The 20739-nt window shown below is 73.1% G+C and carries 16 protein-coding genes and 1 tRNA gene; 8 read left to right on the plus strand and 9 right to left on the minus strand.

The window, feature by feature from the left end:
* The 4 genes from AOK00_RS12455 to AOK00_RS38280 all read left to right on the plus strand — a co-directional run.
* Positions 1–921: FtsX-like permease family protein (locus AOK00_RS12455; protein ID WP_159041752.1), on the plus strand; the 921-nt coding region annotated here is incomplete at its 5' end.
* Positions 922–1010: 89 nt separating this feature from the next.
* Complete coding sequence (locus AOK00_RS12460; RefSeq protein WP_055600395.1) at positions 1011–3842, plus strand: FtsX-like permease family protein; 2832 nt, start codon at positions 1011–1013, stop codon at positions 3840–3842.
* On the plus strand, positions 3839–4825 hold the full coding sequence (locus AOK00_RS12465) for an ABC transporter ATP-binding protein (RefSeq protein WP_055600385.1): 987 nt from the start codon (positions 3839–3841) through the stop codon (positions 4823–4825). Before AOK00_RS12460 ends, AOK00_RS12465 begins: the two co-directional genes overlap by 4 nt.
* Before the next feature lie 48 nt (positions 4826–4873).
* On the plus strand, positions 4874–5641 hold the full coding sequence (locus AOK00_RS38280) for a hypothetical protein (protein ID WP_159041753.1): 768 nt from the start codon (positions 4874–4876) through the stop codon (positions 5639–5641).
* Positions 5642–5730: 89 nt separating this feature from the next.
* Here the strand turns inward: AOK00_RS38280 and AOK00_RS12475 are convergent, their stop codons facing one another.
* The 7 genes from AOK00_RS12475 to AOK00_RS12505 form a co-directional block, all read right to left on the minus strand.
* Positions 5731–6405, minus strand: a complete 675-nt coding sequence (locus AOK00_RS12475; RefSeq protein WP_055600387.1) for a hypothetical protein — start codon at positions 6403–6405, stop codon at positions 5731–5733.
* Positions 6402–6827 (minus strand): acyl-CoA thioesterase, encoded by a 426-nt coding sequence (locus tag AOK00_RS12480; RefSeq protein ID WP_055600396.1) that lies wholly within the window; start codon positions 6825–6827, stop codon positions 6402–6404. Before AOK00_RS12480 ends, AOK00_RS12475 begins: the two co-directional genes overlap by 4 nt.
* The gene (gene ettA, locus AOK00_RS12485) at positions 6827–8491 is read right to left on the minus strand and encodes an energy-dependent translational throttle protein EttA (protein ID WP_055600388.1); all 1665 of its coding nucleotides are present in this window, start codon (positions 8489–8491) and stop codon (positions 6827–6829) included. The genes AOK00_RS12480 and ettA overlap by 1 nt, the downstream gene beginning before the upstream one ends.
* Before the next feature lie 297 nt (positions 8492–8788).
* Positions 8789–10231, minus strand: coding sequence for a Cys-Gln thioester bond-forming surface protein (locus AOK00_RS12490; protein WP_055600389.1), 1443 nt, complete (start codon positions 10229–10231; stop codon positions 8789–8791).
* A gap of 226 nt (positions 10232–10457) precedes the next feature.
* A complete protein-coding gene (locus AOK00_RS12495) occupies positions 10458–11006 on the minus strand; it encodes a single-stranded DNA-binding protein (protein ID WP_055600390.1) in 549 nt (182 codons plus the stop codon).
* 285 nt (positions 11007–11291) lie between these two features.
* Positions 11292–13004, minus strand: a complete 1713-nt coding sequence (locus AOK00_RS12500) for a GTP-binding protein (protein ID WP_254047346.1) — start codon at positions 13002–13004, stop codon at positions 11292–11294.
* A 211-nt stretch (positions 13005–13215) separates the two neighbouring features.
* Positions 13216–14826 carry a dynamin family protein gene (locus AOK00_RS12505; protein ID WP_055600391.1) on the minus strand — a complete coding sequence of 537 codons (1611 nt, stop codon included), beginning with the start codon at positions 14824–14826 and terminating at the stop codon, positions 13216–13218.
* 302 nt (positions 14827–15128) lie between these two features.
* Between AOK00_RS12505 and AOK00_RS12510 the strand changes: the two genes are divergently transcribed.
* Positions 15129–15201, plus strand: a tRNA-Arg gene (locus AOK00_RS12510).
* A 373-nt stretch (positions 15202–15574) separates the two neighbouring features.
* Entirely contained in the window at positions 15575–16060 is a 486-nt protein-coding gene (locus AOK00_RS12515) for an Imm21 family immunity protein (protein WP_055600392.1), read from the plus strand.
* A gap of 115 nt (positions 16061–16175) precedes the next feature.
* On the opposite strand, the gene AOK00_RS12520 is transcribed toward AOK00_RS12515, so the two are convergent.
* Both AOK00_RS12520 and AOK00_RS12525 read right to left on the minus strand, forming a co-directional pair.
* On the minus strand, positions 16176–16664 hold the full coding sequence (locus AOK00_RS12520; RefSeq protein ID WP_079041967.1) for a pyridoxamine 5'-phosphate oxidase family protein: 489 nt from the start codon (positions 16662–16664) through the stop codon (positions 16176–16178).
* Positions 16665–16892: 228 nt separating this feature from the next.
* Positions 16893–17870, minus strand: a complete 978-nt coding sequence (locus AOK00_RS12525) for a GNAT family N-acetyltransferase (protein ID WP_055600393.1) — start codon at positions 17868–17870, stop codon at positions 16893–16895.
* Positions 17871–18375: 505 nt separating this feature from the next.
* Here AOK00_RS12525 and AOK00_RS12530 point away from each other — a divergent pair.
* Positions 18376–18978: a hypothetical protein gene (locus tag AOK00_RS12530; RefSeq protein WP_254047345.1), complete on the plus strand. Its 603-nt coding sequence runs from the start codon at positions 18376–18378 to the stop codon at positions 18976–18978.
* Positions 18979–19101: 123 nt separating this feature from the next.
* Positions 19102–20364, plus strand: coding sequence for an MFS transporter (locus AOK00_RS12535; RefSeq protein ID WP_055600394.1), 1263 nt, complete (start codon positions 19102–19104; stop codon positions 20362–20364).
* Positions 20365–20739: the final 375 nt, after the last annotated feature.

Consider the following 20739-nt stretch of genomic DNA (forward strand, 5'->3'; position numbering starts at 1 on the left):
TTCGCCGTCTCCGGCACGCCGCTGAGCGAGGTGTTCTGGTCGGCGGAGGAGTTCGTCGTCCGCATGAAGGCGCCCAGCCCCAAAGCGCCCAGCCGCCTCCCCGCCGTGGCCACCCGGACCTTCATGTCGGCGGCCGGCGCCAGGCCGGGCGACGTGATCGAGATCGCCCTCGGCGGCCGCCGGATCGACGTCACCGTCTCCCGCGTCGTCGAGGAACTGCCCACCACCGGCCCCGGCGCCCAGGTCGCGTCCGCGACCAGCCCGGTCGCCACCCCCGAGGACGGCGGCACGATCCTCCTCGACCTGGCCTCCGTCAACCGGTACCTGTCCACCGGTGAGGCCTCGACCGTGGCGGCGACCGAGTGGTGGCTGACCGTCGAACCCGGCCGGGCCGACGACGTCGCCGCCGCCCTGCGCGCCCGGCCCAACGCCGACCCCGCCCAGGTCCTCGTGCGCGACGAGGCCGCCGCCGAACTGCTCGGCGACCCGCTCGGCGCCGGCCCCAACGCCGCGCTCATGGCGGTCGCCGCCGCGGCCGCCGCGCTCGCCGCCGTCGGCTTCGCGGTCGGCTCGGCCGGCGCCATGCGGGAACGTTCCGCCGAGTTCGGCGTCCTGCGGGCGCTCGGCGCACCACGCCGCCGCCTCGCCCGGCTCATCGCCGCCGAACAGGGGCTCCTCATCGGCATCGGCCTGCTCATCGGCATCGGACTCGGCACCGTCCTGGCCCGGGCCGTCGTCCCGCTCGTCGTCCTGACCGGCCAGGCCGCCCGGCCCGTACCCCCGGTCCTGGTCGAACTGCCCCTCGGCCAGGTGGCCCTGCTGCTCGCCGGCGTCGCCGCGCTGCCGCTCGCCATGGTGGCCGCGATCGCCCTGCGGCGCACCGACCCGGCCGTGACGCTGCGCCACCAGGGGGAGAACTGATGTCCGGCACGGCCGGGGAGCACCCGGACGAGGGCCCGCACCGGAAGAAGACCCCCGACACACCCGCCGTACGCAGGAAGGCACCCGACATGTCCCGGTCCCGGTCGCCCCGGTCGTCCCGGTCCGAGAAGCCTGCCCGCGCCGTCGCGCCCTGGGTGCGGACCCGGCTGCGGACCGCGCCCTGGGCGGCCGCCTCCCTCGCCGCCCTCGTCCTCGTCACCGCCTACCTCGCGGCCGCCCTGCCGCGCGCCATGGACGCGTACGAGACCGAGGGACTGCGGCACGACATCCGGACCGCCGCACCCCGCAGCAGCGTCCTCGAAGTGACCGCCGAGCCGCCCGGCCTCGAACTCGACCTGCCCGTGCGCGAGGCCGGCCTGGCCCCCGCCGTGCTCCGGAAACAGCGCGACGAGGCACGCGCCCTGCTGCCCGAGCCGCTGCGGACCGATCCGGAGCAGACCGTCCACGGCCTGCGTACGGTCAAGCGGGTCGAGGGGCTCGACCCGTGGCTGCCCCGGCCGGACGGCATCTCCCCCGAGTTCGTGCTCTCCTCCCCGTCGGGCCTGACGGAACACACCACGCTGCGCGAGGGCCGCCTCCCCACGGGCACGGCCCGCGCCCCGGAAGCGGCGGTGACCGTGAAGACCGCCGAGGCGCTGCGCCTGCGGCCCGGCTCCGTCGTGCACGTGCCGGGCCGGGTCAGCGCGGAACCGATCGCCCTGACGATCACCGGGATCGTGGAGCCGCGCCACCCCGAGGACCCGTACTGGGCGGTCGAGCCGCTGCTCCGCACCCCGGCCCTCGCCCCACTGGTCGGCGACGAGATCGCGTACTACTGGCAGGGAGCGCTGCTGCTCTCCCCCCTCTCGGCGCCCGCGATGCTCTCCACCACCGGTGAGCCGGAGGTCTTCTTCCGGTACATGCCCACCGCCGCGCACCTCACCGGACGGGACACCGACCGGCTGGCCGCGGCGCTCGACTCGGCGGCCGGCGGCCCCGGTCTGGTCAGGATGCGCGAGGTCGTGGGACCCACCGGTGCGCTGACCACCGAACTCGACTCGATCGTCGACTCGTACGGTTCGATGCGCGCGGCGATCAACCCCGTCGTGGCCGTCGCCGTCTTCGGGATCGGCGCGGTCGCGGCGGTCGTCCTCGCCATGACCGGCGGACTCTTCGTCGCCCGCCGGGACAGCGAACTGGCCCTGATCCGCTCACGGGGCGCCTCGCTCACGGGAATCGGGCTGCGACTGCTCGGCGAGACCTCGGCGGTCGCCGTACCGGCCGGGGCCCTCGCACTGGGACTCGCGGTGGTGACGGTACGAGGCCCGGACGGCGGGTCCGGCGGCACGCCCGGAGACATCCCGCTGCTCCCCTCGGTCCTCGCCGCCTCCGGCGTCGCCCTCGTCGCGATGCTGGTCCTGCCGCTGCGGGCCGTCGTCGTGCACCGGCGCCCGCGACTGCACGGAGGTCGCGACGACCTGCTCACCGCCCGCCCCTCCCGGCGCCGCACGGTCCTCGAACTCACCCTGCTCGTCCTGGCCGTGGGCGCGGTCGCCTCGCTGCGGCTCCGAGGCACCGGGGACTCCGGGGACCATCTGGTGAGCGCCGCCCCGGTGCTCGTCGGCCTGATCGCCGCCATGGTGCTCGTACGGATCTATCCGCTGCCCCTGCGGTGGGCGGCCCGTCCGGCCCGCCGGCTGCGCGGGGCCGTCGGGCCGCTGGCCCTGGCCCGCGCCGGACGCACGTCCTCGGCGGGCACACTGCCCCTGCTCGCGCTCGTCCTCGCCCTGACCACGGCGGCCTTCGGCGGCTCCGTCCTGGCGGGCGTCGCCGACGCCCGCGACCGGGCCGCGCTCCTGGCGACCGGCGCGGACGCCCGGATCGACGGCTCGGTCGAGTGGACGCCGGTGCCGGCCGACCTCACCGAGGCGGTGCGCGGGACGGCGGGCGTACGGGACGTGGCGCCGCTGCAGATCGAGTACGGGGTGTCGCTGCCGTCCCCCCGGAACTCCTCCGCCCAGCCGATGAGCTCGGCGCTCGTGGGCGTCGAGCCGGACTCGTACACCCGGCTCGCGCAGCGGACCGGCTTCGGACCGTTCCCCGCGGCGCTGCTCACGTCGACGGGCAAGGGCGGCAAGGAGGCCGCGGCGGACACCGAGCGGGTGCTGCCCGCGATCGCCTCGCCTTCGGTCGCCGCGCGGCTCGGCGGCACGCCGCAGGAGATCGTGTCGGCGGCCGGGGTGTTCCGGGTGCGGATCGTCGCGGTCCGGTCGGCCACCCCGGCCCTGCGGGGCGCCGACTTCCTCCTGGTCAACGCCGCCGACCTCACCCACCGGACGAACACGGCACTGCTCGTCACGGGCCCGGAGGACGGGGCCGCGCTACGGGCCGTGGTGAAGGCGAAGTCCGACGCGCTCCTGGTGTCGACGCGGACCGAGGAGCGGGCCGGCTATGTGGACTCGCCGCTCCAGTCGGGCGCCGAGCGGATGTACCTCGGCGCGATCGGCGCGGGCGCCGCGTTCGCCGTGGTGGCCGTGCTGCTCTCGCTGATGCAGAACGCGCCGGAGCGGACCACGCTCCTCGCGCGGCTGCGGACGATGGGCCTGACCCGCAAGCAGGGTCGGCGGCTGCTCGGTCTCGAGGCGCTGCCGCAGGCGGTCCTCGCGGCGATCGGCGGCACGCTCGTCGGCTGGGCGACGGTGCCGCTCCTGGCGCCCGGCATCGACCTGTTCCGCCTCGCGCTCGCGACGACACCGGGCTTCGTCCCGCTGGACAGCGCGCCGCTGCGGACGGACCCGTGGTCGCTGGTGGTGCCGGCGGTCACGGTCGTCCTGATCACGGCGATGGCGGCGGCCGGACAGGCCTGGTGGGCGGGCCGCAAGGGCTCGATCAAGGAACTCAGGGCAGGAGACGCACGATGACGAGGACCGACACGTCGATCCGGGCCGGCGCGGCCGGGTCCGCCTCCGACCCCACCACCCTGGAGGAGCTGGAGCGGAAGGCGACCGCGCGGCGCGACCGGCCCTCGTACGGCCATGACGCACTCATCGCCTGCGACCGCCTCGTCCGGATCTTCACCACGGACGGGGTGGAGGTGCAGGCTCTCCAGGGACTCGACCTCCTCGTGAAGGAGGGCGAGTTGATGGCCCTGGTCGGCGCCTCGGGCTCCGGCAAGTCGACGCTCATGAACATCCTCGCGGGCCTGGACGTACCGACCGCAGGCGCGGCCCGGGTCGCCGGGGCCGATCTGCTCGCGATGGACGGCAAGGCGCGGCTGCGCTACCGCCGTGAGGTCGTCGGCTTCGTCTGGCAGCAGACCGCCCGCAATCTGCTCCCCTATCTGACGGCAGCCCAGAACGTCGCGCTGCCGATGCAGTTGAAGGGCCGCGCGAAGCGGAAGACGGAACGCGCCGAGGAACTCCTCGCCATGCTGGGCATCGCGGACGCCCGCGACCGGCGGCCGCACCAGCTCTCCGGCGGCCAGCAGCAGCGGGTGGCCATCGCGGTCGCCCTGGCCAACAACCCGGCCGTGCTCCTCGCCGACGAGCCGACGGGCGAGCTGGACTCGGCCACCGGCGAGCAGGTCTTCGCGGCCTTCCGCCGCGCCAACGAGGAACTGGGCACGACGATCGTGATCGTCACCCACGACCAGGCGGTCGCCTCCGAGGTGCGCCGCACGGTCGCCATCCGCGACGGCCGCACGTCCTCGGAGGTCCTGCGCCGCACCGAGGTCGACGAGCAGGGCAAGGAGTCGCTGGTGGCCCGGGAGTACGCGATGCTCGACCGCGCGGGCCGGCTCCAGCTCCCGGCGGACTACACGCAGGCGCTCGGCATGGAGCACCGGGTGGCCCTGGAACTGGAGCAGGACCACATCGGGGTGTGGCCGGACGACGCGGAGGGCTGAGCAACCGGAAGGCGCCGCCGGACGTCCCACCCTGCGGGGGTGATGTCCATGTCATCTACGGGTGCGGGGAGTCCGTCGGGTACGGGGAGCGCGTCGGGCGCGTCGGGCGCGGGCAGTCCGTCGGGTACGGGGAGTCCGTCGGGTACGGGGAGCGCGTCGGGCGCGGGCAGTCCGTCGGGCGCGGGGGCCTGGCCGGCCACGCTCCTGCCCGCGTTCTGCGCGGCGGCCGTCTACGCCTGGTCGGCCTGGTCCTTCGGGAGCGCCTCGGTGCCGTCCACCACGGTCGCGGTCTCGGTCGGCGGGGCGGCGGTCCTCGTCTCGGCCGTGGCCTACTACCTGCTCGTCGACGGAGTCATGGGCCTCTGGGGCGCCCTCGCACTGGTCGGCGCGCTGCTGCTCACGGTGACCACCGCCGACCAGTGGGCCTCGCGCGGGGCGGTCGCGGACTGTGTCGTGGTGAAGGTCCACGAGGAGAAGCACGTGTCGGTCGGCGAGGGCGGCGGCGAGCGGACCGTGTACCGCCACACCCTGCGCTGCCCGGGCGGCTATCCGTCGGCCCTGGCGGAGAACCGCCGGATCGCCCCGGACGGCGGGGAGGTACGGGTCGCCTACGATCCGCGGCGACGGGTGGCACCGGCGGTGGAGGGCTCGTCCCCGCCCTGGGGCCAGGCGGTCTTCGCCGTACTGCTCCTCGCGGCCGCGACGGCGGGGGCGCGGAAGTTCAGCCGCGCGGGCGGACGGGAGCGAGAGACCCGCTCGGGTCCATCAGGACAACCGCCGTCGGCCGGAAGCCGCACCGCTCGCGGAAGGCGGTGAGGGGGGACAGCCGCACCGCTCGCGGAAGGCGGTGAGGTGGGGCTCGAAGTCGCCGGTGCGCGCCGCGTCGACCCTGACGACGAGGTCCGTCACGCGGGGCCGCCGGGGGTGACGGTCAGCGACATGGACACCGTACGGAGGGCGATCGAGCCGTACGGGGTGCGGAGCCGCAACCAGGGACCGGAGGCGAAGAGGGCGACGGGGGCCTCGGTGTCCGCGGGCGGCAGGAAGCCCAGCGACTGCGCGGCGTGCACGGCCCGCAGCGGGAGTCCGGTGGAGCCGAGGGTCCGGGACCAGATCTCGTGGCCGATCCGGTCGCGCTCGGCCCTGGTGCGCCGCTCCTCGGGCAACTCCTCGTCCCGCGCCCGGAATTCGGCGACGGCCGCGGCGACCGCGGCGCGCATGTCGGCGGCGCCCGGCAGCCCGGCGACCGGCTGCCAGCCCGCGCGGGGCGGGAGGACGCCGGTCCACGGGGGCCCGGTGACGGAGTCCGGGACGACCGCCTTGCCCGCCGACTCCTCGATGCCTTCGAGGAGTTCACCGGCGGAGACGGTGACGTCGAGGTCGACGTCGTCGGCCAGCCGGGCCGTACGGATCGCGAGCACCTCGAAGGACGGCGGCCGGCCGAAGACGGCCAGCGCCCCGCCGCCCGCCTGGATGCGGACGGCGGCGGCCCGGTCGTAGTGGACGAGCCGGGTCAGGAAGGCGGCGAGGGCCGCCGCCTCCCTGGCGTCGGCGAAGTGCAGCGGCGCGAGCACGGTCATGCTGCGGACGTCATCCCGTCGTCGACGTACTCCTGGAGGAACTCGCGCTCCTCCGCGGAGATCCTGCGCGGCCGCTGTGCCTCCAGGTCGAAGGGCACGACGACCGTGGACGCCCGTACGTATGTGACCTCGGGGTCCTTGATCTCGTACGCGATCGTCAGCGACGCCGCGCCTATCTTCGTCACCCAGGACTCGATGGTCACCGGCTGGTGCCGGTGGACCAGCGGCCGCACGTAGTCGATCTCGTGCCGGGCCACGACGGACCCGCCGGAGAACGAGGGGGAACCGTCCCCCGGCGCGAGCCGGAACATGAAGTCGATCCGCGCCTCTTCCAGGTACCGCAGGAAGACGACGTTGTTGACGTGCCCGAAGGCGTCCATGTCCGACCAGCGCAGGGGACAGCTGTAGATGTGGCGCACGATCAGCCTCGGGTCAGCTTCTTGTACGTGGCACGGTGCGGGCGGGCCGCGTCCGGGCCGAGACGCTCGACCTTGTTCTTCTCGTACGACTCGAAGTTGCCCTCGAACCAGAACCACTTCGACTCACCCTCGTACGCGAGGATGTGCGTCGCCACCCGGTCCAGGAACCAGCGGTCGTGGGAGATGACCACGGCCGCACCCGGGAACTCGAGCAGCGCGTTCTCCAGCGAGGAGAGGGTCTCGACGTCGAGGTCGTTGGTGGGCTCGTCGAGGAGCAGCAGGTTGCCGCCCTGCTTGAGGGTGAGCGCGAGGTTCAGACGGTTGCGCTCACCACCGGAGAGCACACCGGCCGGCTTCTGCTGGTCCGGGCCCTTGAAGCCGAACGCGGAGACGTAGGCGCGGGAGGGCATCTCGACGTGGCCGACGTTGATGTAGTCGAGCTCGTCGGAGACGACGGCCCACAGCGTCTTCTTCGGGTCGATGTTGGCGCGGCTCTGGTCGACGTACGAGATCTTGACGGTCTCGCCGACCTTGACGGAGCCGGAGTCCGGGGTCTCCAGACCCTGGAGCATCTTGAAGAGCGTGGTCTTGCCGGCGCCGTTCGGGCCGATGACGCCGACGATGCCGTTACGCGGCAGGGTGAAGCTCAGGTCGTCGATGAGGACCTTGTCGCCGAAGGCCTTGGAGAGGTTCTCGACCTCGACGACGATGGAGCCCAGACGCGGGCCCGGCGGGATCTGGATCTCCTCGAAGTCCAGCTTCCGCATCTTGTCGGCCTCGGCCGCCATCTCCTCGTAGCGCGCGAGACGGGCCTTGGACTTGGCCTGACGCCCCTTGGCGTTCGACCGCACCCACTCGAGCTCCTCCTTCAGACGCTTCGCACGCTTGGCGTCCTTCTGGCCCTCGACCTTGAGGCGGGTGGCCTTGGTGTCGAGGTAGGTGGAGTAGTTGCCCTCGTACGGGTGGGCGCGACCGCGGTCGAGCTCCAGGATCCACTCGGCCACGTTGTCGAGGAAGTACCGGTCGTGGGTGACGGCGACGACGGTGCCGGGGTACTTGGCGAGGTGCTGCTCCAGCCAGTTCACCGACTCGGCGTCGAGGTGGTTGGTGGGCTCGTCGAGGAGGAGCAGGTCGGGCGCCTCGATGAGGAGCTTGCAGAGCGCGACGCGGCGCTTCTCGCCACCGGAGAGGTTGGTGACCGGCCAGTCGCTGGGCGGGCAGCCGAGGGCGTCCATGGCCTGCTCGAGCTGCGCGTCGAGGTCCCAGGCGTTGGCGTGGTCCAGGTCCTCCTGGAGCTTGCCCATCTCGTCCATGAGCGCGTCCGAGTAGTCGGTCGCCATGAGCTCGGCGACCTCGTTGAAGCGCTTCAGCTTCGCCATGACCTCGGCGGCGCCGTCCTGGACGTTCTCCAGGACGGTCTTGGTCTCGTCGAGCGGGGGCTCCTGGAGGAGCATGCCGACGGTGAAGCCGGGCGACAGGAACGCGTCACCGTTGGACGGCTGCTCAAGGCCAGCCATGATCTTGAGAACGGTGGACTTACCGGCACCGTTCGGGCCGACCACACCGATCTTCGCACCCGGCAGGAAGCTCAGCGTCACGTCATCGAGGATGACCTTGTCGCCGTGCGCCTTGCGCGTCTTGCGCATCGTGTAGATGTACTCAGCCAAGAGAAACCGTCCGGCAAGGAGTGAGTGGGCAGATACACCCATCTTGCCTGACCGGCGCCCCCGGGCGGAAACCGGTAAGGCGGGAGCGGGGCCCGGCGGGGGGCTCGCACCGGGCCCGGGACGGAGCCGTACCGGGCGGTAGGGGGCGGAAACGGAGCCCGGACGTGCGACGACCCCGGACGCTGACGCGTTCCGGGGTCGTGCGGTGATCACGGGGTGATCATGGTGTGACGCAGATCACTCCACGGGACCGGGTGGCTTCCCGGTGCCGGCCGGGCCGGCACCGGGGGCCTGGGATCAGGCGCCGGCGGTCTTCTTCTTGCGGAGGAAGAACACCGCGCCGCCGCCGATCACGACGAGCGCGGCGGCGATGCCGGCGATCATCGGGGTGGCGTTGGAGCTGCCGGTCTCGGCGAGGTCGCCGCCACCGGTCGTGGTGGAGCCGGTGGTGCCGGTGGTGCCGCCCGTGGTGTCACCGGTCGTGGGAGCGGTGGTGGACGGGGAGGGCTCGGTCGAGGGCTCCGTGGTGGGGGTCTCGGACGGCTTCGGGCCGGGGGTGGCCGTCTTGCAGTCCAGGACGCCCTCGAAGGTCTCCTCGAAGCCGTTCGGGCCGGTGATGGTGAACTTGTAGGCCTCGTCCTCGGCGAGCGGGACCGGGATGGTCTTCGTCTCACCGGCGGCGATCGTGTACGAGGTGCCCTTCAGGTCGAAGGTCCAGGCCTCGTCGCCCTTGTTGGAGGCGATGACCTCCAGGCCGCCCTTGGCGCAGTCCTTGGCGACCGTGACGGCCGGGACGGCACCCTTCTTCGCCCACGTGGCCGAGGCCTGGGCGGTGACGGTCGACTCGCTGGAGCCGGCCAGGATCAGGGTCTGGGACGGGCCGTCGATGGAGACGAACGCGCGGCCCAGGGAGACCTTGGTGGTGGCCTCGGCGGTCAGACCGGCGGTGCCGTCGGCGGTGCCGGCGGGAACGTCGAAGTAGACCTGGTCGCCGTTCTTGGCCTCGGTGACGGGCTTGCCGTCCTTGTCCACGATCTTGACGCTGTCCGGGGTGCCCGGGGCGGTCGCCAGCTTCGCGATCTGGGCGTTGGTGGAGACGGTGATCGGGCCGATCCGGTCACCGGCCTTGCCCGCGACCGAGGACGGGGAGAGCGAGAGGGAGGCCTTCGGCTCCTCGAGCTTGACCGCGTCCTTCAGGAGCTGCTCGGTGAGCTTCTGGGCGTCGGGGCTCTTCGGCGTCGCCGTCACGTCGTCGGACAGGGTCCAGATGGCGGCCTGGGTGGCCGCGGCGGCCTCGTCCTTCGACAGGTCGACGTCGAGCTTCTTGCCGAGCTCCTCGGCGGAGAGCTTCGGGTAGCCGTTCTCGAGGATCCAGAGGATCTTTCCGGCGTTGTCGTTGTTGTGCAGGGAGGACTCGTCCCAGCCGACTTCCTTGTAGTCGAAGTCGTGCTTGGCCGGCGTCCGGAGGTCGATGCAGTAGGTCTGGAGGGTTCCCCCGCCCTCGACCTGCATCTTGAAGAGGCCGCCCTTGACGCCCCACTTCGAGCCGTTCTTCTCGGCGATCTCGACGTCGTCCCGGTCGGTCATCCCGCCGAGCTTCGCCGTCACGCCGCCGGTGCCCGGGGCACCGTCGTCGGCCAGCGCCGGACCGGCGGTCGCTATCGCACCGGCCATGACAAGGCCAGAGACGAGGGCGGCTGCGGCAAGGCGGGCAGCGCCTCGTCCACGAACTGAATACATTGCTTTCCCCTCCGGGCGAGTCGCTCCACGAACCATCGTCAGATTCGCGTGGGGGGAGCGCACGCCAGCAGATCACAGACCCGATGGGCTCACGTGCCACATGAGTACCCGGGAATCCTAGGGATGCGGAACCCCCGGGTGCCCTGCCATACGGTCAGATAACCATTCCGAATCGGAATCGTTATCACCCAGGGCGAGTTGGTCGACAAATCCCCACAACACAAGGTCAGGACACGGTCACCAACCGCGTCGCCGACTCCGCCGCGGCCTCCGCAGCCGCCACCGCCCACGGGTCCCGGTCCGGTGCGGGACCGAACGCCGACACCGGCTCCGCCGCCCCCACCTGCGGTTCCGCCCCTGGCCCGGCCCCGGGTCCCGCTCCTGGCCCGGCTCCTGGCGTCGAATCCGCCCCGAGCGGCCGCGCGGCCCGCCGGAAGGCCGCCGTCCCGCGGCTCAGATCGTGCCCCACGGCCAGCGCGGCCACGTCCACGAAGGTCTTGCGCTGTCCGTCCCGCTCCTCCTCACGGACCCTCAGCCGGCCGTGCACCACGAGCGGTTCCCCGACGGAGACCGAGGCCGCCAGATTGGCCCCGAGGGAGCGCCAGGCCGACACCGTGTAGAAGCTGGTGGGCCCGTCGGACCAGAGCCCCTTCTCGCGGTCCCAGCGGCGCGCGGTCACCGCGAAGCGGAACCTGGCGACGCCGCCCGTCGCCGTGTCCCGGTACTCCACCGCCGTCGCCACGTTGCCGACGAGCGTCACGGTCGTGTCGTTCATGGTCCGTTCCCCCACCCTGCGTTCACGCTGCTGTCTCTTCACCGGTCGGCCACCATGGTGGGGCCGCGGAGAAGATGCCGCCGGGGGCTGTGGACAGGGGCCGGAATGTGGACAACTCCCCCACCCGGAAGGGGGACCGGAGGCGCTCCGAGGGCGCTCCGGAGAGGTACCGAGGGCGCTCCAGAGGCGTACCGAGGGCACCGGAGGCACACCCCGGGTCCTCCAGAGGCCTACCGAAGGGGAAGGCGTCCGGCGAGAAGACGCCCGCGAACGAGGGCGTCGCCGCTACCTCCCCCGTACCCCCGTCCGCGTCGCACCCAGCCGCCCCGTACCGCCGCGGCCTCCGCCGACGATCCGTGACGACGGACGCGTGCCCACCACCGTCGCGTACTGCTCGCGCACCTCGCGGTAGCGCATCAGCTCCGCCGCCATCGGGTCGAGGACCCGCGCCCGGCCGCAGGCCGCCGCCGCCTCGCGCAGGCGCCGTTCGGCCTCTTGCCCGTACCGCCGCGCCGGGCCCTTGACGGCTCCCTCGCAGGCCCATTCGACGAGCGGGCCGCCGACGATGCCGCCGAGCATCACGAGAACCGGCGGGAGCAGTCCCGGCTCGACGACGCCGACGATCTGGCCCACCAGCCACAGCGCGCCGAAGATCTGCAGGAGCGTCATCACGGCCTGCGCGAGGACGGCCGCCGGCCACCAGGCGGGGCGGGGCGGCCGGGCCGCCGCGTCGCCGATGGTGACCGTGAGCTCGTCCAGCGCCTCGGGCAGCCCTTCCGCCCCGCGCGCCGCCGCCTCGCGTACGGCCTGCGCCCAGGGGGTCGGGAGACCGCGGGAGGCCTCGTCGGCGACGACCCGTACGGCCTGCTCCACGCGCTGGCGTGCCGTCAGTTCGTCCTCGACCGGGGTGGCGAGGTGCGGGTCGGTGGAGCCGTGCTCGCGGATCCGCTCGTACCAGCGGTAGAGGCGCAGCCAGGGAGTGCCGCAGGCGCGGATGGCGCCGCGGCGCCAGACCCGTTCGGCGGCTTCGCCGGCGGCCTGGGCGCCGACGGCGACGCCGAGCCGGTCGGTGAAGGCGTCGCGGGCGCGCTCGTCGAGTCCGGACCGGCCGTCGGCGAGGTAGGCGGGACGGAGCCGGGCCGCGGCGGCGTCGACGTCGGCGGCGAGCCGGCGCTCGGGAGCGGTCCGTTCCTGGACGAATCCGGCGACCATCTCCCGCAGTTCGGGTACGCCCTCGCCGGTCAGGGCGGAGACGGCGAGGACGGTGGCGCCGGGTTCGCCGTGCTCGCCCAGCGCGACGCCGTCCTCGTCGAGGAGGCGGCGGAGGTCGTCGAGGACGAGATCGGCGGCCTCCGTACCGAGCCGGTCGATCTGGTTGAGGACGACGAAGGTGACCTCGGCGTGCCCGGCGAGCGGCCGGAGGTAGCGCTCGTGGAGGGCGGCGTCGGCGTACTTCTCGGGGTCGACGACCCAGATGACGGCGTCGACGAGGCCGAGGACCCGGTCGACCTGGTCGCGGTGGGCGGTGACCGCCGAGTCGTGGTCGGGGAGGTCGATGAGGACGAGCCCCTGGAGTTCGGTGTCGGCGGCGCCGCCCGCGAGCGGCCGGCGGCGCAGCCGGCTGGGGACGGCGAGCCGGTCGAGCAGCCCGGCGGCGCCCTCGGACCACGAGAGCGCGATGGGCGCGGAGGTGGTGGGGCGGCGGAGTCCGGTCTCGGACACGGGGACGCCGGCGAGGGCGTTGAAGAGCGTGGACTTGCCGCTGCCGGTGGCGCCGGCGATCGCGATCACGGTGTGCCGGGAGGAGAGCCGCTGCCGGGCGGCGGCCTCGTCGAGCACCCGCCCGGCCTCGGCGAGGGCCTCGCTCTCGACCCGCGTACGGGAGAGTCCGACGAGTTCGTGGAGGGCGTCGAGGCGGGCGCGGAGGGGCCCGCCGTAACTCCCGCCGAGGGGCGGAAGGGTGTCGGGCTCCTGCGTGTCGTCCGCGCCGGGAGGCATCTCGGGGACCGCGGCACCGCGCTCGGCGGCGCGGCGCGCGATCAGTCCGTCGTCCCAGCGCCCCGACTGCTCGTGGGCACGGTCGGGGTCGCGGTCACCTTCTCGGCCGCCTCCCCCGGCACGGGCACCGGCCGGGGCACCGGCCCGGGTTCCGGCCCTGGCACCGGCACCGCTTCCCGTACCGGCGCGCGACTCGTCGTCGTCCACCACGTCACTTCTCCTTCTGCAGTACGGAGAGCGCGGCGATCAGCTCCGCCTGCGGCTCGGGGGTCACGTCGAGCGCTTCGAGGGGCGCGAGGCGCCGGTCGCGTTCGGCGTGCAGGACACGGTCGACGTACGAGAGGACGAGTTCGCCGCCCTTGTCGCGCAGGCGCAGGGCGGCCTGGGCGCCGAGGAGTTCGGCGAGGCGCTCGCCCGCGGCCCGGGTGCGGCGGCCGCCGAGGAGGGCGGCGGCGAGGAGGACGGCGACGGTGTCGGCCTCGGGGGCGGCCGTACGGGGTGCGGACGGGCGCTCGACGGTGCGCACCTCGTCCTCGGCGATCTCCTCCAGGACGCGGCGCCAGCGCCGTACCTCCACACCGATCCGCTCGGCCGTGTCGCGGTCGCGGCCGGTCCGGGCGGGGCCGAGGGCGTCGGCGGCGGGTTCGCGGCGCCAGGCGTCACGGACACGTTCCTCGGCGGCGGAGACGGCGCAGTGGAGGAGGGCGGCGAGGGACTCGGCGAGGGCGTCGAGCAGCTCGTCGGCGGTGCTGTCGCGGGGGTAGGCGCGCCAGCGGGTACGGGCGTCGCCGGCGAGGACGGCGCCGCGGCCGAGCTGTTCGCGTACCCGCTTGGCCTGTTCGCCGTAGGCGGCTTCGACGGCGCCGCCGAGGCGGACGGAGGCGGCGTACTGCGCGGCGACGGCGCCGGCCAGTTCGGGGAGCCGGGCGTCGAGGGAGTCGATGACGCCGGTGGCGGTCCGGTCGGCGGCCTGCTGGCGGGCGGCGGGGTCCTCGGCGCGGTGGGCGAGCCATCCGCGGAGGGCGGCGACGGCGGAGTCGGGGAGGAGGCCGCTGCCGCCGTCGGCGGACTCGGGGAGTTCGGGGATGGTGAAGCGGGGTACGTCGCCGAGACCGGCCTTGTCGAGGAGGGCCTCGTACTGGCGGGAGACCTCGCCGATGACCTGGTGGGGGACGCGGTCGAGGACGGTGACGAGGGTGGCGTCGTACTCCTTGGCGGTACGGAGGAGGTGCCAGGGCACGGCGTCGGCGTACCGCGAGGCCGTGGTGACCATCACCCAGATGTCGGCGGCGCAGATCAACTCGGCGGCGAGGAGCCGGTTCTCGACGACGAGGGAGTCGATGTCGGGCGCGTCGAGGAGGGCGAGGCCGCGGGGCATGGAGGCGGCGGTCTCGACGCGGAGCGCGTTCTCCTCGGGGGGCGGGGCGTCGTCGGCGTGGTCGTCGTCGGCCTGGGGCAGCCAGACGCGGGTGAGCTGCGGGAGGACCCGCATCCCGGCGAACCAGTGGTGGTCCTCGGGGTGGCAGACGAGCACGGGGGTGCGGGTGGTGGGCCGGAGCACACCGGACTCGCTGACGCGCCGCCCGACAAGGGAGTTGACGAGCGTGGACTTGCCGGCCCCGGTGGACCCGCCGACGACGGCGAGCAGCGGGGCGTCGGGATCTTTGAGCCGGGGCACCAGATAGTCGTCGAGCTGAGCGAGCAGCTCGGCCCGGGTCTGCCGGGCGCGTGGTGTGTCGGGGAGGGGAAGAGGAAGGCGCACGGCGGCGACACGGTCGCGCAGGGCGGAGAGTGCGTCGATCAGCTGAGGCCGTTCGTCCAAGGTCACCACATGCGAAGAATGCCCAATTTATGAGTGTTTTTGAAGCCTATTGCGGCCCTGCGCGCCGAAGAGAGGGGCGGTGACCGGAACCTCAGGCATAACGAGTGCACAACACCCGCCCCGAGCGACGTGAAAAGCGCTGCGCGAATCGCACCTGCCTGCGATTATCGTTCCGCTTCACCGAACCTCCACATCGTGCCACGCAGGTGAAGCAACCGGGTCAAGGCGATCGGAGCCCTATCCTTGTCCCGGCGGGCCACACCCCACCCACAAGGGGCTCCTGGCCACACGGCCACCACCCGGCCCCCGTAGCTCAGTGGATAGAGCAGGTGCCTTCTAAGCACTTGGCCGCAGGTTCGAGTCCTGCCGGGGGCGCTCCGCGATCGACCCTCCTTCGGGAGGGTCTTTTTGCTGGTCAGGGGCAGTTTTCAGCCGGGGGGCGGAAGAGTCAGGGAGAAGCCCTCGGGTGGCTTGATCTGTCCGGCTGAACCAGCCGGAGGCGGCCGCCGACGACCGTTCGGCCCGAAAGCCGCCCGAAGTTTCGGGTTGGTCTCCCGGTAAGGCTGCGGCTACGACCACGGCCTGGAAGCCCTCGTACGTGGATACGGCGTCGACGTGGAGTAGCCCTCGTCGCCTGCCGGATGCGGGGGCACCCCAGTCCATCGGGCCCGGCCACGGCCGGGCCCCTCTGCTCCGATCTCGCGGCCGCACTCGACGCTTGTCAGACGCGGGTGTGATGATCCGCCGCATGGCTACCTGGCTCGACAGCACCGACTTCGCCCGCTACGCGCTCATCCCGGAAGAACTCCTTCCGGCATGGGAAGGGACCGAGGCGGACGACGTGATCGACGAGTACGTCTCGGCCCTGCGGTTGGCCGGCCACGACATCCTGACGCTCGGCGCCGAGCCCCTGTCCGTCACCTGGCTCGCCGAGCCCCTCACGTTCGCGCGCTGGTGCTACGCCGACGACGACACGGGCCTGCTGTCCGCCGTCCACGCCGCCGGATCCGCCGACGGCTGGAAGGACGTCCTCACCCTCGAACTCGGAGGACGATACGTCCTGGCCGACGCCGCCTACGAGGCCGACAGGATCCTCGACTCCCTGCAGGATGCACAGCAGCCGGCGGAGGCGCTCCGCGTCGAACTGTCACCGGGCCGCTATCGCGTCCAGTCGCTGATCATCGATCCCGACCCCAAGACGCAGTTCATGCTGGAACGGCTGCTGCGCGAGTAATCGGTCAGTCGACGGGTCCTCCCTCTGACGGGATGCGGTCATGCACTACGCCGATCTCAGCCCCTACGCCTACCTCGCCGCCGAGGCCGGGGTCGTCGATCCGGCGATACCGGCCTCAGTCCCGAGCGGGGAAGTCCAGGGCGGTCCCGTACAGGCGGGAGACCTTGAGCAGGATCACCACGCGCCGGTCGGGCAGCGCCTGCTCGCCGGGGGCCGCCCTCGCCGCCGGGTCCACGATCTCCGCCTCGCCCTCCGCCACGGCGAACGACCAGACGTCCGGACCGCTGACGTGCAGCGAGGCGTGCGGGTCGCGTCGCAGCTGGCGGACCTTGAGGCGGTCGGCCGTCGAGGAGACGCGCAGTACGCGCTCCTCGGCGTTCCAGTCGTAGAGGACGGTCGACAGGTGCGGGTGACCGGTGCTCCTGACGCTCGCGAGTACGCCGAACCGCTGCCCGCCCAACAGCCGGGAGAGCTCCTGGTCCGTGAGCGCGCGGGGGGCCGGTCCGTCGTTCCGGGTCGTGCCGGCGGAGGCCTCGGTGCCGGTGGAGGTCTCGGTACTGGCGGAGGCCTCGGTGGCGTTCTCCGTGCCGGTGTGCGCGCTCATGGGGCAGTCCTTCGGTGTCGGGTGGCGGCTGGGAGTGGAGCCAGGATCACCCTGGACCGGAGTCGGATGCGGCAAGCATGCGAGGTCTCCCGCCAGTTGGCGCCACACGAGAGACCGTAGCAGATAGTTTTGTTGCAGACTATTCTCGGCTCATGGGCGTCGGCCCGCCGGCCTTCCCTCCGATCCGTGCCTCGGCGGGCTCGTCACCGGCCCTCGTCCGTCCGTCGGTCACTCGGCGAGCAGGTCCAGCTGGTATTCGTGCGTGCTGCGGTGGAAGCGGAAGCCCAGACGGCGGTTCACCGCGATCATGTGGGTGTTGTCCTGTGCGTTGTCCGTCTCGATCTCCTCGATTCCGGGGTGCTCGTCACGGAGCCTGCGCACCATCTCCGCCTTGACCCACAGCCCGAGCCCGTGGCCGCGGTGGGCGGGCGCCACGACGGTGTCGTACTGCAGGGCCCGGAGGGTCTCCCCGGAGCGGATGACGACCTCGGTGTAGCCGGCCATCTCGCCCTTGCCGACCGCGGCGGTCGTCAGCAGCAGGTCGCCACGGTCGGCCAGCACTTCGGCCATCGCGCGGACCCGGTCGACCGTCCAGATCTGGCTGCCGTAGTCCATGTCGCCGGTGGGCATGTCGTTCATCGCGTTCTTGACCGAGGCGAACGCCTCCGCCAGCTCGTCGGGAACCGTGCCCGTCCAGCTGACCAGTTCGTAGCCGGGGTGTCCGGCCTCGGCTACGGCCACGTCGGCGTCCGCGACGTCGAGCAGCAGGTGGTCGAACGCCAGGACGCGCCGGAAGCCCCGGGCGGCGCAGAAGGCGCCGGTCGGTCCCTCGCCGGGGGCGGCGGCCACCAGGCTGCGGCGCTCCTCGTCCCGTGCCGCTCGTACGACCGTGGCCAGCAGGTGCGAGCCCACTCCCGAGCGGCGCCGGTCCGGGGTGACGTGCAGCTCCAGCTCCGCCAGGTGCTGCTGTCCCGGCGAGGTGAACAGCCGCAGTCCGGCCACACCGACCACCCCGCCGTCGGCGTCGGTGGCCAGCCACAGCAGTCGGCGGTTGTCCCGCCCGGTGACGGAGAGTTGAGCGTGTATCTGCTCGAACGTGGGCCTGGGCTCCTCGGGGAGGTCGGCGGCGAGCGAGGCCGACACGACCGCGTGCCAGGCGGTGGCGTCCTCGGTCGAGACCTGGGTGAGGGGGACGGCGGTGATCATGTGGAACTCCTCGGTGGGATGGCTTCTGTCGACCGTGCGTACGGGGCGGCTCCGGAGAGCCGCTCCGGTGATCCGCCCCAGCCTGTGTCATCGCGCACGCTCAGGCCATCGTGTTTTCCCCGTCGGTGTGGCACCCGGGCGGTCGGTCGGATCGTCTTCTCCGGGCCGACGGTGTGGAGTTCTGGCACGCCGGAGACCCCGCCGGTGGATCTTGATACATTCCCGATGCTTCTTCGACGCACGTACTGGTGACCCCGGAGTGACGGCATGCGGTTCACGGTTCTCCGCTCCGTGGAGGTCCTGACTCCCGGTCCGGAGTCTCCCGGGCTCGCACCACGCCATCGGGCCGTACTCGCCTGTCTGTTGCTGCGCGCTTCGGGGGCCGACCGCATGCCGGCCGCTCGGCCGGCCGTGCGCTCCTCACCGAGCCCGTGCCGGTGACGGTGACGGTGCTGGTGCCGGTGCCGGTTCCGGTTCCGGTGACGACGATCGAAGAGGAGGGCTCGTGAACGGTACGAGTGAGGTGCCGGGGCTTCCCGACTGGCGGGTGCTCGTCGTCGGGGGCGCGTCGGGGATGGGGAAGACCGGTGTCGGGCGGGCACTGGCGCGGCGGTACGACGTCCCCGTCGTGGAGGTCGACGACATCGTGGAGGCGCTGCTCGCGGTGACACTGCCCGAGCACCTGCCGGAGGTCCACTTCTGGCGCACCCACCCGGAGGCGGCCCGTCGGGCGCCCGAGTCGGTGGTCGAGCGGCAGATCGCGGTCGCCGAGGCGCTGGCCCCGGCGATCGAGGCGGTGGTGGCCAACCATGTGGACACCGACACCCCGGTGATCCTGGAGGGGGACTACCTCCTGCCCCGAGTGGTGACGCCCGGCGGGCCGGTCCGTGGCGTCTTCCTCCACGAGGACGACGAGGCGCAGGTGACGGCCAACTACCTGCGCCGGGAACCGGAGGCCGGGCCGCAGCGCCATCGCGCCCGTGTCAGCGTGCTGTACGGCCGATGGCTCGCCGCGCGGGCGCGGGAGGCCGGGGTGCCGGTCGTCGCCCCGCGTCCGTGGGAGGACCTGGCAGATCGCGTGGGCGCGCTGGGGGAATGGGTCGTGTAGGGCGGCCCGGCGACAGGGCGCAGGACCCGGGTCCCGGGGGCCGAACGGCCGCCGCCCGGCCCCCGTACAGCGGGTCTCCGCCCGGCCCGGGCGGCGTCCGCGGCCGCTGCTAGCCTGCTGCTCATGATCAAGGGCAGCCCTGCCGGTCGAACAGCCCGCCTGGCCCGTGTGGCAGGGGACAACGGACCGGAGCGCGTGCTGATCGCCGCCAGTTTCGTCAACCGGGTCGGGAACGGTCTGTTCAACGCGGCGTCGGCGCTCTACTTCACCCTGATCGTGGGACTGCCCGCCGTGCAGGTCGGGGCCGCGCTCACCATCGCCGGACTGGCCGGCCTCTTCGCGGGGATGCCCGGGGGGCACCTCGCCGACCGGCGCGGCGCGCGCACGGTCATGATGCTGGCCCTCGCGGTCCAGGCGGTGTCCATGTCGGCCCTCGTGCTCGTCGAGAGCTGGACCGCGCTCACGCTGCTCGCGACGGTCGACCAGATCGCCGCGGCGGCCGGCGGGGCGGCCTGGGGCGCTCTGGTGGCCCGGGTCGGGACCGAACGCCCGGCGCTGTTCCGGGCGAAGCTGCGCACCTTCGTCAATCTGGGCGTCATCTTCGGAACGGTGGGTTCCGGACTGGCGGTGGCGGCGGACACCCGTGGCGCCTACGTCGCCCTGATCCTCGGCAACGCGGCGAGCTTCGCCCTGTGCGCGCTGCTTCTGTTCCTGCTGCCGAACTACCCGGCGCTGCCGGCACCGCCGCGAGAGCGTCGCCGGCCGGCCTACTCCGACCGCCCGTACCTGACGTTCACCGCCCTGTACGGGGCCATGGGGCTGCAGTACGCGGTGGTGTCCCTGCTCCTGCCGATCTGGATCTCCCAGCACACCGAGGCGCCGCGCTGGACGGTGGCGGCGGTGTTCGCCGTCAACGCGGCCTTCTGCGTGCTCCTGCAGACGCGGCTCGGGTCCCGTGTCGAAACCCCGCACGAAGGCGGCAGGGCGTTCCGCAACGCGGGCCTGCTCTTCCTCGTCAGCTGCCCGATGATGGCGCTGGCGGCGCACACGCCGGTCTGGGCGGCGGCGGTGCTGCTCGTCGCGGCGATCTTCGTCCACAGCCTCGGGGAGATCTGGGAGTCCTCGGCCGGCTTCGCCCTGGGCTTCGGCCTCGCGCCCGACCACGCCCAGGGCCAGTACCAGGGCCTTCTCGGCCTCGGTTTCTCCACGGGGCAGGCCCTGGCCCCCGCGATCCTCACCACGGTGGTGCTCGGCCTCGGCACGGCGGGCTGGCTGCTCCTCGCGGCGTTCTTCGCGGCCGTGGGCGCGGCAGGACCCGCGCTCGCCCGCTGGGGCGTCCGGACCCGCCCGCAGCAGCCGGCCGTCGCCGTGGAAGCGGCGGGGTGAGCGGGGAGTAGCCGGACCGGGCGGCGCGAGCCTTCCGCCCGGGTGAGCCCCTCCTGCCCAGATGCCCGGGCGCCTCACCGCGGGTGCCTGGACTCGCCCCCCGTGAATGCCGGAAAGTCCCGCCGTGGGTGCCCCGGCGGGGAAGGTGGGTCATTCTTGGGGTATGGGTGCCGTGCGGGGTGGGTCCCCGGGGAAGAGGCGGAGTCGCGGCCGAGGGCCACGCTCGGCTCTCGTCGGCGTGTTCGCCGCCGTCGTCGTGGGAGTCACCACATCGGCCGGCTGCGCGGGCAGTGACGGCGTCGGTGGCGATCGCGGTGCCGGTACGTCCACCGGCGCGCCGGCCGGGGGAACGAGCGACACGGGCCCCGGCGCGCC

Source organism: Streptomyces aureus (assembly GCF_001418135.1).
Classification (GTDB): Bacteria; Actinomycetota; Actinomycetes; order Streptomycetales; family Streptomycetaceae; genus Streptomyces; species Streptomyces aureus_A.